The sequence below is a fragment of the Micromonospora sp. WMMD1219 genome, from assembly GCF_049315215.1.
Taxonomy (GTDB): domain Bacteria; phylum Actinomycetota; class Actinomycetes; order Mycobacteriales; family Micromonosporaceae; genus Micromonospora; species Micromonospora tulbaghiae.
In genome coordinates this window covers 5,733,172-5,750,153 of the sequence record NZ_CP186057.1, presented here as the reverse complement: position 1 = coordinate 5,750,153, position 16,982 = coordinate 5,733,172, and the positions used below count along the sequence as shown (strand labels likewise).

Genomic DNA, 16,982 nt, shown 5'->3' with positions numbered 1-16,982 from the left:
CCGGGAGACGACGCGGCGGGAGGTTGGCATGGTGAGTGCTCCGCGACTGACCGGTGGGCGCTGAGGTGTGCGGGATCAGCGGTGAGGCCAGGTTCGACGGGGCCACCCCCGACACCGACGCGGTGAACCGGATGACCGCGGCCATGCGCGCACGCGGCCCGGACGGCGAGGGCGCGTGGAGCGACGGCTGGATCACCCTCGGGCACCGCCGGCTCACCGTGATCGACCTGTCCGAGGCCGGCGCCCAGCCGATGGTCCGCGACGACCTCGGCCTGGCGCTGGTCTTCAACGGTTGCGTCTACAACTACCCGGAGCTGCGCGACGAGCTGCGCGCCGCCGGGCACACGTTCCACAGCACCAGCGACACCGAGGTGATCCTGGTGGCGTACGCGCAGTGGGGGGAGCGCTTCGTCGACCACCTGGTCGGCATGTTCGCGGTGGCGCTGGTGGACCGGCGGCGGCGCCGCCTCGTGCTGGCCCGCGACCGGCTCGGCATCAAGCCGCTCTACCTCGCCGAGTCGCCCGGCCGGCTCCGGTTCGCCTCCACGCTGCCGGCGCTGCTGGCCGGCGGCGACGTGGACACCGGCATCGACCCGGTCGCGCTGCACCACTACCTGTCCTGGCACTCGATCGTGCCGGCGCCGCGCACGATCCTGCGCGGGATCCGCAAGCTGCCGCCGGCCACCGTCCGGGTGGTCGAGGCCGACGGGCGCAGCCGCGAGCGCGTCTACTGGCGGCCCGAGTACCGGCGCGACCCCTCACACGACGGCATGGACGCCGCCGACTGGCGGGCCGCCGTCGGGGACGCACTGCGCACCGCCGTACGCCGCCGGCTGGTCGCGGACGTGCCGGTGGGGGTGCTGCTCTCCGGCGGCCTGGACTCCAGCATGATCGTGGCGCTGCTCGACGGCGCCGGACAGCACCACCTCCAGACGTTCAGCATCGGCTTCGACAGCCGCGGCGACGAGAGCGGCGACGAGTTCCACTACTCCGACCTGGTCGCCCGCACGTTCGGCACCGACCACCACCGCATCCGGCTCGCCGACGGCGATCTCGGCCCGGCCGTACGCGCCACAGTGGCGGCCATGACCGAACCGATGGGCAGCCACGACGTGGTGGCGTTCCACCTGCTCTCCGAGCAGGTCGCCCGGCACGTGAAGGTGGCGCAGTCGGGTCAGGGCGCCGACGAGGTGTTCGCCGGCTACGGCTACCACCGGCTGGCCGCCTCGGCCCGTGAGGACGCCGCGGCCGAGTTCACCGCCGCCTTCTTCGACCGCGACCACGCCGAGCTGACCGAGGTGGTGGAACCGGCGTACGCCTGCGACGGTGACGCCAGCGGCGAGCTGGTCGCCGCGGACCTGGCCGCGCCCGGCGCGCAGACCGCCGTGGACGCGGTGCTGCGCCTGGACACCCACCTGATGCTGCCCGACGACCCGGTCAAGCGGGTGGACAGCATGAGCATGGCGTGGGGGCTGGAGGTGCGCACGCCCTTCCTCGACCAGGACCTGGTCACGCTCGCCGCGGCGTGCCCGCCCGAGCACAAGCTGGCGCAGGGCGGCAAGGGCGTGCTCAAGGAGGTGGCCCGGGAGGTGCTGCCGGCCGAGGTCATCGACCGGCCCAAGGGCTACTTCCCGGTGCCGGCGCTGCGCAACGTCGACGGCCCCGTGCGAGAGTTGGTGGTCGAGGCGCTGGGTGCGCCCGAGGCGCGCCGGCGGGGGCTGTTCCGCCGGGCGTACGTCGACGAGCTGCTGGCCGAGCCGGACCGGGCCCAGGCCGCCGCCGGCAGCAACAAGCTGTGGCAACTGGGCCTGCTGGAGCTGTGGTTGCAGACGCACGGGGTGAGCTGAGCGGGGCGGGAGGAGCACGATGAAGTTCGTCATCGAGAGCGAGGCCGACGGCACTGTGGGATTCACCGTCGTCGGCGGCGACGGGCAGGTGCTCGCCACCGGGGCGCCCTGCCCGGACAAGGGCTCGGCGCTCGCCGTGGTCGGCGAGCTGATGCACGGGCTGGGCGACGCCTGCCTGGAGGACCGGACCGAGGCCGGCGCCGGGCCGGTGGCCGGCACCCGGACCGAGATCGGTGAGGACGACATGTCGGACATCGGCCGCTCCGGCATCCCGCCGGTCTGACCGCGGCACGTCCCGCCCGGCCCGCGAGCCCGGGCGGGACGGTGCGCTCACTGCTCGTCGTCGAGCACCTCTGTGTGGCCGTCGCGGGTGACTGTGGGCGGCAGGTGCTCGTCCGGCTGGGGCGCCTCGGCGAGCGTGTGGTGCGGGTCGCCGTCGGGCGAGAACAGCACCCGATCGGTCTTGCGGGTCTTCTCCTGCTCCTCCTCCGGCTCCGTCACCGCGTTCTCCCTCCGCTCACCGGCGCCCCGGGCAGGCCGCCTCTCGTCCCACGCTAAGCGCCGGACGGGCGCCGGGAGCGGGTTTCCGCGCGACGGCCCCGCTGTCACACGGCCGGACGGTACGGCCGCCGGGTGAGGCTCGCGTACGCCATCGTGGTCAGCGTGACGATGTCGAACACCGGCACGCCCAGCCGCGCCTGGATCCGGTGGGCGAACGGCACCAGGTCGGTGCACTCGACGACCAGCGCACCCAGTTCCGGATGCGCGTCGGCCAGCGCGTCGACCCGCTCGTCCACCTCGGCCGCGAGCCGTTCGACGTCGAGGGCGTCGCGCCGGCCCTCCAGCATCACCTCGCGGAACTCGGGCTGCCCGGCCATGCCGGTGACCGCCACCGGGACGTCGGCCGCGCCGATCGCGGCCAGGTGGCGCGGCGTCAGCGCCGCCTCGTCGGCGACCAGCAGCCCGACCGGGCGCCCGACCATCCGGTGCACCATCGGCAGTTGCACAAGGCTCGACGACCACAGCGGGACGCGCACCGCGGCGGCGAGTTCGGCCTGGAACAGCACGAGGAACCCGCACGCGCCGGTGATCCCGGCGACCCCGGCCGCCTCCAGGTCGCGGGCCGCGTCGACGAACGGTTGCAGCAGCGTCGGGTCGGCCTCGCGGACCAGCCGCTGCGGGGTAGCGCCCTGCACCACCCGGTAACGCACCGGGAAGTCGAACGTGTCCGGGTTACGGATGTGCCCGGGGATCTTGTCGAAACTGGTGTCGAGGCAGAGCACCCCGATCTCCGGCCGGTCGCTCATGAGATCCCCCTCTGGAAGCGGTCCAGGGCGAACGTGTCCAGCGGCAGGTCCGGCTCGGCGCCGGAGACGAGCTGGGCGAGCAGCTGCCCGCCGGCCGGGGCCAGGCCCATCCCGATGTGCCCGTGCCCGGTGGCCACGCTGACGTTGTCGTAGCCGTCGGCCCGCCCGATCAGCGGCAGGCTGTCCGGGGTGCACGGACGCAGCCCGCTCCACACGTCGAGGCGCCGGCCGGTGTCCAGCGCCGGCAGGTACCGCCGCGCGGTGTGCAGGATCCCGTCGACGCGGCGCGGCGAGATCGACGCGTCCAGCCCGGACAGCTCCAGCGTGCCGCCGACGCGTACCCGGTCACCCAGCGGCATCACCGCGACCTTGCCCTCGCTGAGCAGCACCGGCCGGGTCGGCGTGCCCGGGCCGGCGGGCAGCGTGACGGTGTAGCCCTTCGCCGGTTGCAGCGTCAGCCCGACGCCGAGCATCCGGGCGCAGGCCGCCGACCACACCCCGGCGGCGATCACCACCTCGGCCGGGCGCAGCTCACCCCGAGCCGTCCGCACTGCGCGTACCCGCCGTCCGGTCACGTCGAAGTCGCGTACCTCCGCGCCGGTGACGATGTCCACGCCCCGGGCCCGCAGCGCCCGCGCGAGCGCCACCAGGAACGCCGGGATGCGCAGCGCGGCGCCCTCCTCGTTGAGCAGCGTCCCGGCCACCGCGAAGTCGACACCGGGTTCCAGCCGGGCCAGTTCGGCCCGGTCCAGCTCGCGCAGCGGCACGCCGCGGGCGGTCGCGGCCGGGATCGTCCGGCGCGCCTTGGCGTACCCCTGCTCGGTGTGGCAGGCGAGGATCATGCCGCGTTCGGTGAGCGTCCCGGCCAGTTCGTCCTCGGCGCAGATCTCGCGCAGCAGCGCGAGGCTGCGCTGCTTGAGCGCGAGCAGCGTCTCGAACCCGGCGCGGGCGTGCCGTTCGGTGCAGTGCCGGCGGAAGTGCCACAGCCAGGCCAGCAGCGCGCCGTCGAGCCGGGGCCGGACCGCGAACGGGCTCTCCGGGCTGAGCAGCCAGCGGATCCCGGTGGCCGGCACCCCCGGCTCGGCCAGCGGCGCCGAGCCCTGGGTGCCGACGAAACCGGTGTTCCCGGCCGAGCAGGCCGCCGGGTCGCCGACCTCGCCCCGGTCCACCACAGTCACGGTGTGCCCGGCGCGGCGCAGGAACCAGGCGCAGCACAGGCCCACCACGCCCGCGCCGACGACCAGCACGTCGGGGTCGGTACGGGCCGGCGTCGTCATCTGTCGCCGCCGGTCAGAGCGTGACGACGAAGAAGCAGGTGGGCAGGTTCACCACGACCCGCTCCCAGATCTCGGCGCGCAGCGCCACCCCGGGTTCGGCGAACGTGCCCGGCGGCGGCTCGGCGAACCCGATCGTGGACCGGCCGGCGTCGAACAGCAGCGCGCCGTGGCCGAAGTCCCCGACGATCGCGGTGCCCGGGTCGACCAGCCGGGTACGGACGATGAACACGCCGTTGTCCTCCACGTCGCGCATCAGCGAGCCGCTACCCAGCAGCCGGTAGTAGTCGGCCGGGTTGATGATCAGCCCGTCGGCGGTGCTGCCCATCTGCTCGACCTCGTTGCACGCGGCCAGGACGGTGGACGCGAACGGTCCCGGGTCGGTGAGCCGGCCCAGGTCCGGCATGGTCAGCAGCCCGCCCTCACCGCGCAGGATCGTGTGGTTCTCGGCCGTCGCCAGCCGCACCACCAGCCGGTAGTCGATGAACTGCGCGAAGCTGACCGGGTCCTCCCACAGAGTGTCCGGCACCTGCACCCACGCGGTGGTGGTGAGCAGCGGCGGAATGGGGGAGCGGTGGAAGTGGTTCGCCGCCTCCCGGCGCAGGTCGGCGCCGTCCACCGCCGGGTCGTCCGGCCGGGGCGGGCTCTCGTGCCAGTAGAAGTCCTGCGGGTCCCGGGACAGGTCCACCACCTTGAGCATGTTCCGCGAGGGGTAGCGGGGCTTGCGCCGGGAACTGGTCAGCGAGTCGGTGATCGTCACGTCGTAGTCGACGCTCGTGTCGAAACCGTCCTTGGCGAACGCCTCGACGAACGTCGCGCCGGGCGACATCTGCGTCTTCCGTTCGGCGACCACCTCGGCGATCGTCCGCTTCACGGTGTCGGTGCGCTGTGACATCTGCTGTCCCCTTCCTCAGGCCGGCTTGCGGGCGACGAACATGCCCCAGCCGAACTCGCCCCTGTCGATCGCCGCCTGGATCTCGTCGCACGAGTCGGCGAAGCCGAGGATCCAGGTCCGCGCCGCCTCGTCCGCCGTCGTCTCCGCGCGCTCCCGGGCGGTGCGGCCCAGCACCCGGTACGTCTGCCTGATGTGCGCGTCGAGACTGCGCGCGACCACGTCCACGAACCCGGCCTCCGCCAGCGCCCGGCGGTAGCCGTCGAGCGAGTAGCCGTCGTTCCAGCGCACCCGGTCGTAGACGTGCCGGCGGGCCACCTCGCCGATCCGCTCGGTGGGCTGGAGGAAGTCGGACACCGCGAGCACCCCGCCGGGGGCGAGCACCCGGAACATCTCGGCGTGGCTGCGCGGCTTGTCCGGCACCAGGAACAGCGCGTCCTGGCTGACCACGTGCGTGAACGTGCCGTCGTCGTACGGCAGGGCGGTGGCCGAGCCGTGCCGGAACGACACGGGAAGCGAGGCGCCCCGCTCGGCGCGCCGCTGCTCGGCGAAGCGCACCCGCTCGATGCTCAGGTCCAGCCCTTCACCCCGGCACCCGGTGCGCTCGGCCAGGCGCAGCAGGAAGTTGCCGCAGCCGCAGCCCACGTCGAGCACGTTCGCCGAGGCGTCGATCCCGGCGTCGGCGGCGAGGATGTCGGAGGTCCGGTCGGCCGCCGCGTGGTAGTCGGAGTCGTCCTCCCCGGTGAAGTAGCCGGTGTGCAGCACGCCCTCGCTGTCCCAGAAACTGAGGTACGTCTGCGTGGTCTGGTCGAAGAACTCGGAGACGTCCCGCTCGGTGAACCGGCTGGTCGTGGACATGGGCACTCCCTTGTGCGGCGGTCGGTGGGTCAGGCGTAGGTGTCCTTGCGGACGCCGGTGAGGTGGGGGAGGTCGGGGCCGGTGGCGGAGGCGCCGCCGTCGATCAGGTGCACCCCGGCGGTCACGTACGACGCCCGCTCGCCGGCCAGGAACGCGGCCACCGCGGCGACCTCCTCGGGCCGGGCCAGCCGGCCGACGGCGCTGTGGTGACCCATCGCGGCCAGCCGCGCCTCGACGTCGCCGTCCGCGCCGGCGAGCCGGGTCGCGGCGCGTTCCATCGGCGGCGTACGCACCCCGCCGGGCGCCAGCACGTTGACAGTGATGCCGTCGCGGCCCACGTCGACGGCGAGGCCCTGGGCGAACCGGACCAGCGCCGCCCGGGTCACCCCGGACAGCACGAGCGGTCCGATCGGCACGCAGGCTGTCTCCGAGGCCACCAGCAGCAGCCGGCCCCAGCCGGCGGCGCGCATGTGCGGCAGCGCGGCCAGCGACACCGCTACCGCCGGCAGCAGCACCCGGTCGACGGCCGCCCGGTAGTCGTCGGTGTCGAATCCGGTGGCGGTGCCCACCGGCGGGCTGCCGCCGCTGACCAGCAGCACGTCCACCCCGCCCAGCTCGGCGGCTACCCGGTCCACCCAGCGGGCGGCGGCCTCGGTGTCGGTGAGGTCCACGCCGGTCGCGCTGACCCGGCCGGAGGCCACCGCCGTCAGCTCCCGTTCGGCGGCGGCCAGCCGCTGCGGGTCACGCCCGCAGACCGCCACGTGCGCGCCCTCCGCGGCGAACTCCTTCGCGCAGGCCAGCCCGATGCCGCTGGTGCCGCCGGCGACGAGCGCCACCCGGCCCTTGAGCCCCAGATCCACGTCCTCACCTCTCCGTCTCGCCGACGCGGGCCGCCGCGCCGCGGTACGCCGGGTCGCCGTCCGGCCCGCCGGACCGGTAGCCGTACCGGGTGGACAGCGGCCAGGCCAGCGCCGCCACTGCGAGCCGCTGCCGGCCGGTCAGCGTGCGCCGCCACCCGTCGTCGCGGTCGCGGATCACGGTCGGGCCGGTCCGGAACCGGTCCGGGTTGCCGGTGACCGTGTGGTTGCCGCGCAGCTCGACGGTCCGGTCCCGCACCGGGTTGGCCGCCGGGTCGACACCCACCAGCTTCAGCAGGGCGCCGATCGTGCCGGCCGGGTCGGCGGTGAAGTCCTCGTAGCGCAGGAACGCCGACCGGCCCGGGTACCGCCTGTTGATCGCCGCCGACGCGAGGTTGAACCCGTGCCAGTACGCGGTGCTGCGCGCCGCGGACATCGCGTAGACGTACTCCTTCGGCTCCCGCCACGAGTGCGCCACCGCGCGCGGGTCGCGCACCAGGTGCAGCCAGTACGCCTCGACGCCAGGCACGTGCGGCAGCAACGCCGACTCGCCGGGGATCTTGGTGCTGTCCACGATCACGCGGGCGCCGGTGCGCGCGGCCACCTCCCGGTAGACCGCGCCGAGCAGGTCGGCGTGCGCCCGGATGTCCGCGTCGTACGCGCCCCGGCGCAGCACCCGCCACGTGTGCCGGGTCCGCAGCCGCGCCCGTTGCCGGCGGATCACCTCCGCGGCGTGCGCGTCCGCCGGCATCCCTGCCGGACGACCCAGCGGCAGCACCGCCGACCACAGCGGACACGCGGTCAGCGCGGCGCCGCAGCCACACCTGTCGTTCACGCCGCGCCCGGTCGAGTTCTTCCACAGGAAGTGCAGCTCGCCGACGTGCACCACACCGGGTGCCTCACCGAGGACGTTGCCGATGATGGTGCTGCCGTTGCGGCACCAGCCGTTGACGCTCAGGACGGTCACCGGTGCGCTCATGCCGCGCGTACCTCCGCCGGAGCCGGCGCGACCGTGGGCCGGCCGATGCGCAGCGCCATCGCGGCGGCGAAGGCCGCGCCGGCCGCGCCCGCGACGAACACCGCCGGATAACCAAGACCGGCCGCGACCAGGCCGGTCGCCGGCCCCCACACCGCCAGCCCGAGATCCCAGAACGAGGTGTACGCCCCGATCGCCGCACCCTGCCGCGCCGGGTCGGTGCGGTTCATCACCATCAGCGCCAGCGACGGGTGCAGCAGGGAGAACCCGACGCCCATCACCACGCTGCCCGCCACCGCGACCGGCAGGTTCGGCGCGAGAGCGATGACCAGCAGACCGACCGCCTCGCCCACCCCGCACCAGGTGGCCACGCGGCGGGGGCCGAGCCGGTCCGGCAGGTGCCCGATGACCAGGCGGGTGCCGGCGTACACGGCGCTGAAGACGCTCAGCACCACCACGCCGTGGCCGATGCCCCGGGCGTCCAGGTGCAGTACGACGAACGCGGCCAGGCCCGCGTACCCGGCGGCGCCGAAGGTGAGCGCGATGCCGGGCAGCAGCGCCGGGCGCAGCAGCAGCCCACCGCCCTTGGCCGCCGGTGCGGTACGCGCCGGCGCGGGCACCAGCGCGACGAGCGCCGCGCCGACCGCCGGGGCGACCGCGCTGAGCACCCACACCGCCGCGTGTCCGGCCTGCTGCACGGTGGCGCCGAGGAACGTGCCGGCGGAGATGCCGCCCCACATGCTGACCCCGTACAGGCCGATGAGCTGGCCGCGCCGCTCGTGCGGGGCGAGCTGCACGATCCACACCGCACCGGCGGTGAACAGTGCCGCCTCACCGGCGCCGAGCAGGAGCCGGACCGCCACCAGCGCGGGCACGCCCAGCGGCGCCAGGTAGAGCAGGCCGCCGCCGGCCACCACGAGCGCCCCGGCCAGCATCACCGTCCGGTGGCCGTGCCGGTCGGCGAGCGCGCCCGCGACCGGCCGGACCAGCAGCGCGGTCACCGCGGTCACGGTGACCACCACGCCGACTGTGAGGTCACCGGCGTCGTGCCGCTCCCGCAGGAAGCCGGGCAGCACCGGGATCACCGCGGTCAGCCCGAGGTAGCCGGTGAACAGCCCGCCGAGCAGGCCGGCGAGCGCGAGCCGGGGCAGGGGCCGGGTCGGGGTCTGTGCGCCGGTCACGACCCGACCAGCGCGGTCTCACGGGCGGCGGCCACTTTGCGGACGGCGCGGACCAGGTCGTCGCAGTCCTCGGGCGTGAGGTTGGACGACAGCGGCACGTCGACGGTCTCGGTCAGCAGCCGTGCGGTGCGCGGCAGCGTCGCGCGGATCTCGCCCGGGTCGGCGCTGTCGTACAGGAACCGCCAGTTCCAGAACGCCCGGACGTTGAGGTCGTCGTCCGCGCCGATGTTGCGGGCGTCGATCCCCTCGGCCCGCAGCGCGCGGGCGAACCAGCCCGCATCGCCCCAGCCCGCGTCGCCGCCCGGCACGCGGAACACGAACGCCTCCCCGAGGTACGCCCCGGGCGCGACCGGCCGCCGGACCGCGATGCCGGGCAGCCCGGCCAGGGCGGCGCTGACGTGCGCGTAGTTGCGGTGGAACAGCGCCAGCCGCTGCGGCAGCCGGGTCAGCTCGGCGCGCAGCAGGGCCGCCCGGATCTCGTCCATCCGCAGGCTCAGCAGCGGCAGGTCCAGGCCGGTCAGCGGCGGCTCGCTGTGCGGGAAGTGCCGCCGCAGCCGCCCCTCGTACGCCCCGGACAGCGCCACCGCCCGCGCGAACAGCGTGCTGTCGTCGGTGATCAGGAAGCCGCCCTCGCCGCAGTTGAGCGCCTTGTCGGACTGGGTGCTGAACGCCCCGGCGGCCCCGAACGTGCCGAGCTTGCGGCCGTTGAGTTCGGCGCCGAGCGCGGGCACCGCGTCCTCGATGAGCGGTACGCCCATCTCGGCGGCGAACGCGGACAGCGCCTCGACGTCGGCGGCGAAGCCGCGCATGTGCACGACCATGACGGCGCGGATCTCGGGCCGCCAGCGGCGGCGCAGGTCGTCGAGGTCCATCCGCAGGTCGTCGTCGACCTCGACCAGGAATGGCCGGCAACCGGCCAGCACAATGGCGCTGGGGGTGGCGACGAAAGTGAATCCGGGGCAGGCCACCAATGACCCCGGCGGCACTCCGGCACCCATCAGGGCGAGCGCCAGCGCGGCGGTCCCGCTGGAAACGGCGAGCGCGTGCCGGGTGCCGAAATAACGACACAGGTCGTCCTCGAACCGCCCACATTCGGTTTCGTTTGGCGGGCGGTGGTCGTATCGGAAGTAGAGGTGACTGCGGACGGCGCGAATAGCGGCGTCCTCGTCTTCCGTGTGCACGAAGACCGCACCCTTGTCGTACGTCGGCCAGGGCGTGCCCCGCACCGGCTGGCCGCCGTGCAGGGCGAGCTGTTCGGGCAGCTCAGAGCCGTTCTGCACCGGCCTCGGCGGGCTCGATGCGGGAGCGTCGTTGTTCCCGTCCACCAGCGGACTCCTCGGGCGAGCGGCGACAATTCCTAGCGACTCGATAGGATTAACCGGGCGTGCGCCGGGCATGGTCGCCCGGCGGAATCGCAGTCCCGGCGCGATCCCGTCGAGGGGTAAGAAATGCCACCAGATCCGACATAGTTGGTACGTCGATCCAGCGAGAGTAATGATTGTCGTCGATCCCGTACTCGTCAACAGATAGACGTGAATATGTTCCGGCGTCGGTCCGTGCCGACAGTGGACTATGCGGAATTGTCGCTGCCGCCCCGCTGATCCATCGGCACGCCGGCGCCCCGGTGTCTCCGGTGCCTCCTGCCGCCGAACGTCGACGTCGTCTCGCCGCATCGCCCCGCCGCCCGGAACGCTCGCCGCCCGGAACGCTCGTCGGCATCGGGCCGGCGCCTCCTCGCGCCGGACCTTGCTCGCGTTGGGCGCCGCCGGGACGGCCTTGGCTGCCCCAGGGTCGGCTGCCCCGAGGTCGGCTGCCTCGGACCTCGCTGCGTCGACCTTGGCTACCTCAGGCCCCCGCTGCCTCGGATCTGGCTGCGTCGGGCCTGGCTGCGTCGGTCCTGGCCGTATCGGGTTTTGGTCGCGCCTGCCTGGCCGCGCCCGGCCTGCCGCGCGGGGATGCCGTCACTGACGGTAGCGAGAGGGCTTCCACGGTATAACTCACCTCGCGCCCTTTGCTCTGCAGCCATCGGCGCATCGGTGACTCATGGCCACCGCTGCGCATGTGGCTGCAGAGCAAAGGGCGCGCAGGGGTATGAGTGCCGCTGCCGACCTCTCCTGCGTTTCCGCTGCTCAGGAACGCGCTCTGAAGAAATCGGACCAATCGGCGTGGGGCCGCCCGTCACTCTGAGCAACTTGCGGCTTGACGAGAGGCGATATGACGCTAAGTCACGATCCTGCGCCAGCAAGGGGCACCAGGCCCGGCCGAACAACCAAAGGATCAGGCGGTCCGCCAGTCGCGGACCAGAGCGGCCACCGTGGCGTGCCGCTGCGCCGGATCGGGTCGGCCGGCCCGATCGGCGACCGCGCGCTCAGCGGCGGTGCCGCGCCAGCCGGGCGGGCCGTCGAGCAGGTGGTGCAGCGTGCGACCGAGCGCGTGGACGGTGGTGCGCTCGTCGATCGTCGCGCCCCGGGTCAGCTCCTCGGGGGACAGGTAACGACGGGATCCGGGCAGCCGGTCGGAGTCCAGCACGAACGGTCCCGGCCGGTACTCGTCCAGGTCGATCAGCCGCATCCGATGGGCGTCGAAGTCGTAGAGGAAACAGCCGTCGTACAGGTCGACCGCCACGTACCCGGCCGCGCTCACGGCCAGGTGCGCGTCGAGGATCGCGTCCAGCGCCGCGCGTACCTCGGTGACCGGCAACTGCTGGAAGCGCGCCAGGCCGCTCCGGTCGCTGCCACCGCCGGTGGTGGCGTGGTTGAGCACGACGCCGTCGTACCACGGGTACACCAGCGTCGGGCCGTCCGTGCCGTCGCGCACCAGCTCGGGCCGGACCACGGCGGGGTGCCGGACCGCGGCGTGCAGGCCCAGCGCACGGGTCAGCGACGCCCGCGCGTCCGGTGTTCCGGCCCGCTTGACGAACCAGCGGCGGCCCGCCGACTCCACGCCGTAGGAGACGCACCCCGAGTCCTGGTCGCCGAAGACCACGAACGCGGCGGCCGGGTCCAGATCCCACACGCGTCGAGGCTACGACGACCACCGCGCCGGCGGTGCCCGCCGGGTCACCGCGGTGGTGCCACCACCTCGATGACGTCGACCGGCGCGCGGCGCGGCGCCGGTGGCAGCTCCGCGTCCGGGCCCCAGCCCACGCGCACCACCAGGTACGCCTCGCCGATGCCGGCCAACAGGTCGCGCATCATCCGGCGCGGCCAGGCCAGCTCGACGGCGTCGCTGAGTGGGGCGCTGGCCAGCCCTTCGGCGGTGGCGGTGAGCAGCAGCGCCGACAGCGCCTCGCCGGCGCGCAGCCAGGCCGCCGGCTCGTCGGAGTCGCCGAACAGGATCAGGTACGCCGCGCCCCGGTCGAAGTCCGTGCCCGCGCTGAGCCCGGCCGCCCCGCCGGGGGCGTAGTCGCGCAGCGGCACCCGTCGCGGGGACGGCCGCACGGCGGTGGCGGCGGGCACCCCGTCGCCGCTGCCTGCCGGGCGGTGGGTCCAGTGGTGCAGCTCCTCCCGGTACGCGGGGTCGGCCAGCTCCGCGTCCGCCGCGCGCCCGGTGGACACGGCGAGCATCGGCATCTGGTCCGGCCGGACCACGTGCAGGTGCGCGCCCTCGGCCTCGACGGCGTCCCCGAGCCGGGCCAGCACCGCCTCCGGAACCGGCCGGTCCCCGTACGCGCGGCGGTCGGTGCGGCGGCGCGGGATGGCGTCGACCAGGCGGCCCGCCGGCACGTCCAGGTCGGCCGGGCCGGTGGTACGCACCCGGGCCAGCAGCGACGGTTCGGGCAGCCGCTCGACCACCGCCGTCCAGCCGAACGCCGCCAGTGACACGCGCGCGTGGTGCAGGGCGGCGCCGCAGCTCAGCATCAGCAGCCGGCCGTCCGGGTCGGTGTGGGCGAGCTGCCGGTCCGGGTCGGCGCGCAGCTCCAGCGCGTCGGCGGTGACCCGCCAGCGCCAGGGCTGGGTGTTGAACACCGACGGGGCGTGCAGGGACTGCCGGGCGGCCGCCTCCAGCACCCGTACCCTCGGGTCCTGGTCGGTGCGGGTCGATGAGCTGTTCATGGCGGCCCTCCTGGTTGCTCGTCCCCTTCCGACCCTGCCCGCCGCCGTCGCGGGCGGACAGGGCCGGAGGTCCCGGCCGCACCGGGCCGTGCGCCCCGGCGCGGCGTCAGGCGTCGTCCGGCTCCGGGGGTACGGCGAGAGCGATGGTGAGGTCGAGGACCGTGGCCGGGTCGTGCAGCCGGTCGCCGAACAGCTCCCGCAGCTTGCCCATCCGGTACCGGACGGTCTGCGGGTGCACGAACAGGTCGGCCGCCACCTCGTCGCGGCGTCCCTGGTGCAGCAGCCACGACCGCAGCGTCTCGGCCAGCCGGTGCGCGGTCGCCGGGGGCAGTGGGGCCAGCGGCGCGAGCGCCTGCGCGCGCAGGTCGGCGAGGGCTTCCGGGTCCATGCTGAGCAGCAGCGTGGCCAGGTGGCGTTCGGTGTCGACCGGTCCGGCGTCCGGCTCGCCGAGGCCGAGCGCGAGCGCCCGGGTGGCCCGCTGGTACGACGCGGCGACCCGGTGCCAGGGCCGGGCCGGGCCGAGCACCGCCCGGTGCCCGTGCAGCAGCCGGGTGAGCTGGCGACGCCGGCCGCCGTGCATGTCCGGCACCAGCAGTACGGCCAGCTCCTCGACCGGGCTCATGCCGGGCAGGTCCTCGCCGCTCTCCAGCGTGTACGGGCTGAGCAGCGCCAGCACCGCGCGCAGGTGCCGGCGGGGCAGCAGCACCACTGTGAGCGTCTGCGGCGGCGGCCAGTCGGCGCGTTCGGCGCTGCGCCGCAGCGACTCCTCCGGCTCGCCGGCCAGCAACTGCTGGGTGAGCCGTTCCAGGCTGCGGCGGCGCATCCGGCCGGCGCTGGCCAGCTCGTCGGCGTGCCCGGCCACGCTCGCCGCGGACAGCTCGTCGATGTAGGCGAACATCAGCTCGGCGAACTCGGCCACCGTCTCCGCGGCCAGCCCGCTGCGGACCGTGGTGGTGGACACCTCGCGCCAGGCCACCCGGGCACCCACCCGGTACGCGGCCAGCAGCGCGTCCATGCTGCGCCCCGAGCGGGCCTCGCCGCTGCCGAGCGCGTACGCGGCCTCCAGCGCCGGGGCCAGGGGAGTGCTCGGGTCGAACGCCTGGGTACCCTCGATGAGCTGGAGGAACGTTCCCAGCGCGATGCGTACCGCGTTTTCGATCTTCGCCCGCATGGCACCGGTGAGCGCGCCCGAGTAGTCCGGTACCTCGGCGGTGATCGCGGAGACCGTCCGCTCGGCCACCATCGGCAGCCGGGCGCGCAGCGTCTCCGCCACCCCGGCGTCGAGGTTGAGGTGCGCGGCGCGCTGCCCCGTGCCGGCCTCCGACGTCATGTTTGTTCCCTCCGAACAAAAACCCGCGACTGTTTCACCTTTGACGGTCAAGATGTTATGCGATCGGGCGGTCACGCTGGTCATATGACCACAACTGCCTCCCGCCGCCCTCAGAAGGTCACCTTCCGGGACAGGCTGCTGCGGCTGGCCGGAGCGGTCACCACACCGGTGCTGCCCGACGACTACCTCGACCTGATCGCGCCGCTTCGCGCCGGCGCCCCGCTGCGCGGCCGGATCGTCGCCGTGCGGCCGCAGACCCGGGACGCCGCCACGCTGGTGATCCAGCCCGGTCGCGCCTGGCAGGGTCACACGCCCGGGCAGTACATCCGCCTCGGCGTGGACGTCGACGGGGTGCGCCAGTGGCGCGCGTACTCGCTCACCTCGCCGCCGGACGCCGCCGACGGCCGGATCTCCGTCACGGTGAAGGCGATCCCCGACGGCAAGGTCAGCAACCATCTCGTACGCCGGATCCGGCCCGGCACGATCGTGCACCTCGACCAGGCCCAGGGCGAGTTCGTGCTGCCCGCCGCGACGCCCGAGCGCGTCCTGTTCCTCACCGCCGGCAGCGGCATCACCCCGGTCATGGGGATGCTGCGCTCCGGGCTGGCCGACCGGGCCGACGTCGTGCTCGTGCACTCCGCGCCCACCCGCGACGACGTCATCTTCGGTACGGAGTTGCGCGCGCTCGCCGAACGCGGCGCGCTGCGGCTGATCGAGCGGCACACCGACACCGACGGCCTGCTCGACGTCGCCGAACTGGCCGGGCTGGTGCCCGACCACCTCGACCGCGAGGCGTGGGCCTGCGGACCGATCGGCATGCTCGACGCGGTTGAGGGGTACTGGTCCACCAACGGCCTTCTCGACCGGTTGCACACTGAGCGGTTCCGCCCGACGGTGATCACGCCGGGTGAGGGAGGCACGGTGACCTTCACCGGGGCGGGGGTGACCGTCGAAGCCGACGGCGCCACCACCCTGCTCGACGCGGGGGAGAACGCCGGAGTGCTGATGCCTTCCGGGTGCCGGATGGGCATCTGCTTCGGCTGCGTCGTACCGCTGCGTCAGGGCGCCGTGCGCGACCTGCGCAACGGCGACGTCACCACGGCCGTACCGGGGGACGGCGTGCTGGTCCAGACGTGCGTGTCGGCCGCCGCCGGTACCTGCGACATCGATCTCTGACAGGAGCCACCCACGTGACCGTCATCCAGAAGAAGGCCGTCAACCCGATCGCCCACCTGAGCGCCGAGGACATCGAGATCATCGGCAAGGAACTGGACGCGATCCGGGACCGGGTCCTCGCCGACCGGGGGGAGCGGGACGCCCGCTACATCCGCAAGGTGGTCAAGACCCAGCGGACACTGGAGATGAGCAGCCGTGCGGTGCTGCTGTTCTCGCTGTTCCCGCCGGCCTGGGTCGTCGGCACGGCCGGCCTCACGGTCGCCAAGATCCTGGAGAACATGGAGATCGGGCACAACGTCCTGCACGGCCAGTGGGACTGGATGCGCGACCCGAAGATCCACTCCACCACCTGGGAGTGGGACCACGTCTCCCCGGCCGACCAGTGGAAGCAGTCGCACAACGAGCTGCACCACCGCTACACCAACGTGGTCGGCAAGGACAACGACCTCGGGTACGGCATCATGCGCGTCGACGAGGACCAGCCGTGGCACCCGATGCACCTCGGACAGCCGCTGTGGAACCTGCTCAATGCGATGTTCTTCGAGTACGGCATCGCCGCGTACGACATGGAGCTGGGCGACCACCTCAAGCAGCGCAGGCTCAAGGACCCGAAGTTCCGGGCCAAGGCCAGGGCCGTCGGGCGCAAGATCCGCCGCCAGGTGCTCAAGGACTACGTGGTGCACCCGCTGCTGTCCGGCCCGTCGTTCCTGTCCACGCTCGCCGCCACGTTCACCGCGAACCTGCTGCGCAACGTGTGGAGCCACTCGGTGATCATGTGCGGGCACTTCCCCAACGGCGTGGAGACGTTCGAGAAGACCTCCATCGACGGCGAGACCCGCGGCGAGTGGTACCTGCGGCAGATGCTCGGCTCGGCCAACATCAGCGGCAGCCGGCTGCTGCACATCATGACCGGCAACCTGTCGTACCAGATCGAGCACCACCTCTTCCCCGACCTGCCCAGCAACCGCTACCAGGAGATCGCCCCGCAGGTGCGGGCGCTGTTCGACAGGTACGGACTGCACTACACCACCGGCCCGCTGCCCAAGCAGGTCGCCTCCGCCTGGTGGAAGGTCATCCGCCTGTCGCTGCCCAACCGCAACGACAGCCGGCAGCCGGTAGCCCCGGCCGCGCTGGCCTCCTCCGGTACGGCCTGACCCGCCCGTTCGGTGCACGGCCGGTGAACGCCCACCGGCCGGCACCTGACCATCTGCTGCACTGTCGGCATCACC

General features: G+C 73.7%; 16 protein-coding genes. 4 read left to right on the top strand and 12 right to left on the bottom strand.

The window, feature by feature from the left end; all coding sequences use genetic code 11:
• The first annotated feature begins 65 nt into the window (after positions 1-65).
• Together ACN27C_RS26925 and ACN27C_RS26920 are read left to right on the top strand one after the other, a co-directional pair.
• Positions 66-1,847, top strand: a complete 1,782-nt coding sequence (locus ACN27C_RS26925; RefSeq protein ID WP_422751679.1) for an N-acetylglutaminylglutamine amidotransferase — start codon at positions 66-68, stop codon at positions 1,845-1,847.
• A gap of 19 nt (positions 1,848-1,866) precedes the next feature.
• Entirely contained in the window at positions 1,867-2,130 is a 264-nt protein-coding gene (locus ACN27C_RS26920) for a hypothetical protein (RefSeq protein ID WP_422748967.1), read from the top strand.
• A gap of 47 nt (positions 2,131-2,177) precedes the next feature.
• On the opposite strand, the gene ACN27C_RS26915 is transcribed toward ACN27C_RS26920, so the two are convergent.
• The 12 genes from ACN27C_RS26915 to ACN27C_RS26860 form a co-directional block, all read right to left on the bottom strand.
• Entirely contained in the window at positions 2,178-2,348 is a 171-nt protein-coding gene (locus ACN27C_RS26915; protein ID WP_162959107.1) for a hypothetical protein, read from the bottom strand.
• Positions 2,349-2,452: 104 nt separating this feature from the next.
• Positions 2,453-3,154, bottom strand: coding sequence for an aspartate/glutamate racemase family protein (locus ACN27C_RS26910; protein ID WP_422748966.1), 702 nt, complete (start codon positions 3,152-3,154; stop codon positions 2,453-2,455).
• Complete coding sequence (locus ACN27C_RS26905; protein ID WP_422748964.1) at positions 3,151-4,431, bottom strand: NAD(P)/FAD-dependent oxidoreductase; 1,281 nt, start codon at positions 4,429-4,431, stop codon at positions 3,151-3,153. The genes ACN27C_RS26910 and ACN27C_RS26905 overlap by 4 nt, the downstream gene beginning before the upstream one ends.
• 13 nt (positions 4,432-4,444) lie before the next feature.
• On the bottom strand, positions 4,445-5,323 hold the full coding sequence (locus tag ACN27C_RS26900; protein ID WP_422748962.1) for a family 3 encapsulin nanocompartment shell protein: 879 nt from the start codon (positions 5,321-5,323) through the stop codon (positions 4,445-4,447).
• A 15-nt stretch (positions 5,324-5,338) separates the two neighbouring features.
• A complete protein-coding gene (locus ACN27C_RS26895; protein WP_422748961.1) occupies positions 5,339-6,178 on the bottom strand; it encodes an SAM-dependent methyltransferase in 840 nt (279 codons plus the stop codon).
• Positions 6,179-6,207: 29 nt separating this feature from the next.
• A complete protein-coding gene (locus ACN27C_RS26890) occupies positions 6,208-7,038 on the bottom strand; it encodes an SDR family NAD(P)-dependent oxidoreductase (protein ID WP_422748959.1) in 831 nt (276 codons plus the stop codon).
• A gap of 4 nt (positions 7,039-7,042) precedes the next feature.
• Positions 7,043-8,014, bottom strand: coding sequence for a sulfotransferase (locus ACN27C_RS26885; RefSeq protein ID WP_422748957.1), 972 nt, complete (start codon positions 8,012-8,014; stop codon positions 7,043-7,045).
• Positions 8,011-9,192 (bottom strand): MFS transporter, encoded by a 1,182-nt coding sequence (locus ACN27C_RS26880; RefSeq protein ID WP_422748955.1) that lies wholly within the window; start codon positions 9,190-9,192, stop codon positions 8,011-8,013. Before ACN27C_RS26880 ends, ACN27C_RS26885 begins: the two co-directional genes overlap by 4 nt.
• Positions 9,189-10,517: a DegT/DnrJ/EryC1/StrS family aminotransferase gene (locus tag ACN27C_RS26875; protein WP_422748953.1), complete on the bottom strand. Its 1,329-nt coding sequence runs from the start codon at positions 10,515-10,517 to the stop codon at positions 9,189-9,191. Before ACN27C_RS26875 ends, ACN27C_RS26880 begins: the two co-directional genes overlap by 4 nt.
• A 952-nt stretch (positions 10,518-11,469) precedes the next feature.
• Positions 11,470-12,207, bottom strand: a complete 738-nt coding sequence (locus tag ACN27C_RS26870) for a serine/threonine protein kinase (protein ID WP_422748951.1) — start codon at positions 12,205-12,207, stop codon at positions 11,470-11,472.
• Between the two features lie 44 nt (positions 12,208-12,251).
• Positions 12,252-13,247: an Acg family FMN-binding oxidoreductase gene (locus tag ACN27C_RS26865; RefSeq protein WP_422748947.1), complete on the bottom strand. Its 996-nt coding sequence runs from the start codon at positions 13,245-13,247 to the stop codon at positions 12,252-12,254.
• A 106-nt stretch (positions 13,248-13,353) separates the two neighbouring features.
• The gene (locus ACN27C_RS26860; RefSeq protein ID WP_357895911.1) at positions 13,354-14,577 is read right to left on the bottom strand and encodes a PucR family transcriptional regulator; all 1,224 of its coding nucleotides are present in this window, start codon (positions 14,575-14,577) and stop codon (positions 13,354-13,356) included.
• An 84-nt stretch (positions 14,578-14,661) separates the two neighbouring features.
• Here ACN27C_RS26860 and ACN27C_RS26855 point away from each other — a divergent pair, with 84 nt between their 5' ends.
• Together ACN27C_RS26855 and ACN27C_RS26850 are read left to right on the top strand one after the other, a co-directional pair.
• Positions 14,662-15,753, top strand: a complete 1,092-nt coding sequence (locus ACN27C_RS26855) for a ferredoxin reductase (RefSeq protein ID WP_121684040.1) — start codon at positions 14,662-14,664, stop codon at positions 15,751-15,753.
• Positions 15,754-15,767: 14 nt separating this feature from the next.
• A complete protein-coding gene (locus ACN27C_RS26850; protein ID WP_357794083.1) occupies positions 15,768-16,907 on the top strand; it encodes a fatty acid desaturase family protein in 1,140 nt (379 codons plus the stop codon).
• The last annotated feature ends 75 nt before the right edge of the window (positions 16,908-16,982 follow it).

What these genes read in the sequence shown, in the direction of transcription:
- ACN27C_RS26885 (WP_422748957.1), bottom strand. Translation starts at nt 8,014, where the DNA reads ATGAGCGCACCGGTGACCGTCCTGAGCGTCAACGGCTGGTGCCGCAAC.
- ACN27C_RS26920 (WP_422748967.1), top strand. Translation starts at nt 1,867, where the DNA reads ATGAAGTTCGTCATCGAGAGCGAGGCCGACGGCACTGTGGGATTCACC.
- ACN27C_RS26860 (WP_357895911.1), bottom strand. Translation starts at nt 14,577, where the DNA reads ATGACGTCGGAGGCCGGCACGGGGCAGCGCGCCGCGCACCTCAACCTC.
- ACN27C_RS26855 (WP_121684040.1), top strand. Translation starts at nt 14,662, where the DNA reads ATGACCACAACTGCCTCCCGCCGCCCTCAGAAGGTCACCTTCCGGGAC.
- ACN27C_RS26895 (WP_422748961.1), bottom strand. Translation starts at nt 6,178, where the DNA reads ATGTCCACGACCAGCCGGTTCACCGAGCGGGACGTCTCCGAGTTCTTC.
- ACN27C_RS26905 (WP_422748964.1), bottom strand. Translation starts at nt 4,431, where the DNA reads ATGACGACGCCGGCCCGTACCGACCCCGACGTGCTGGTCGTCGGCGCG.
- ACN27C_RS26865 (WP_422748947.1), bottom strand. Translation starts at nt 13,247, where the DNA reads ATGAACAGCTCATCGACCCGCACCGACCAGGACCCGAGGGTACGGGTG.
- ACN27C_RS26910 (WP_422748966.1), bottom strand. Translation starts at nt 3,154, where the DNA reads ATGAGCGACCGGCCGGAGATCGGGGTGCTCTGCCTCGACACCAGTTTC.
- ACN27C_RS26900 (WP_422748962.1), bottom strand. Translation starts at nt 5,323, where the DNA reads ATGTCACAGCGCACCGACACCGTGAAGCGGACGATCGCCGAGGTGGTC.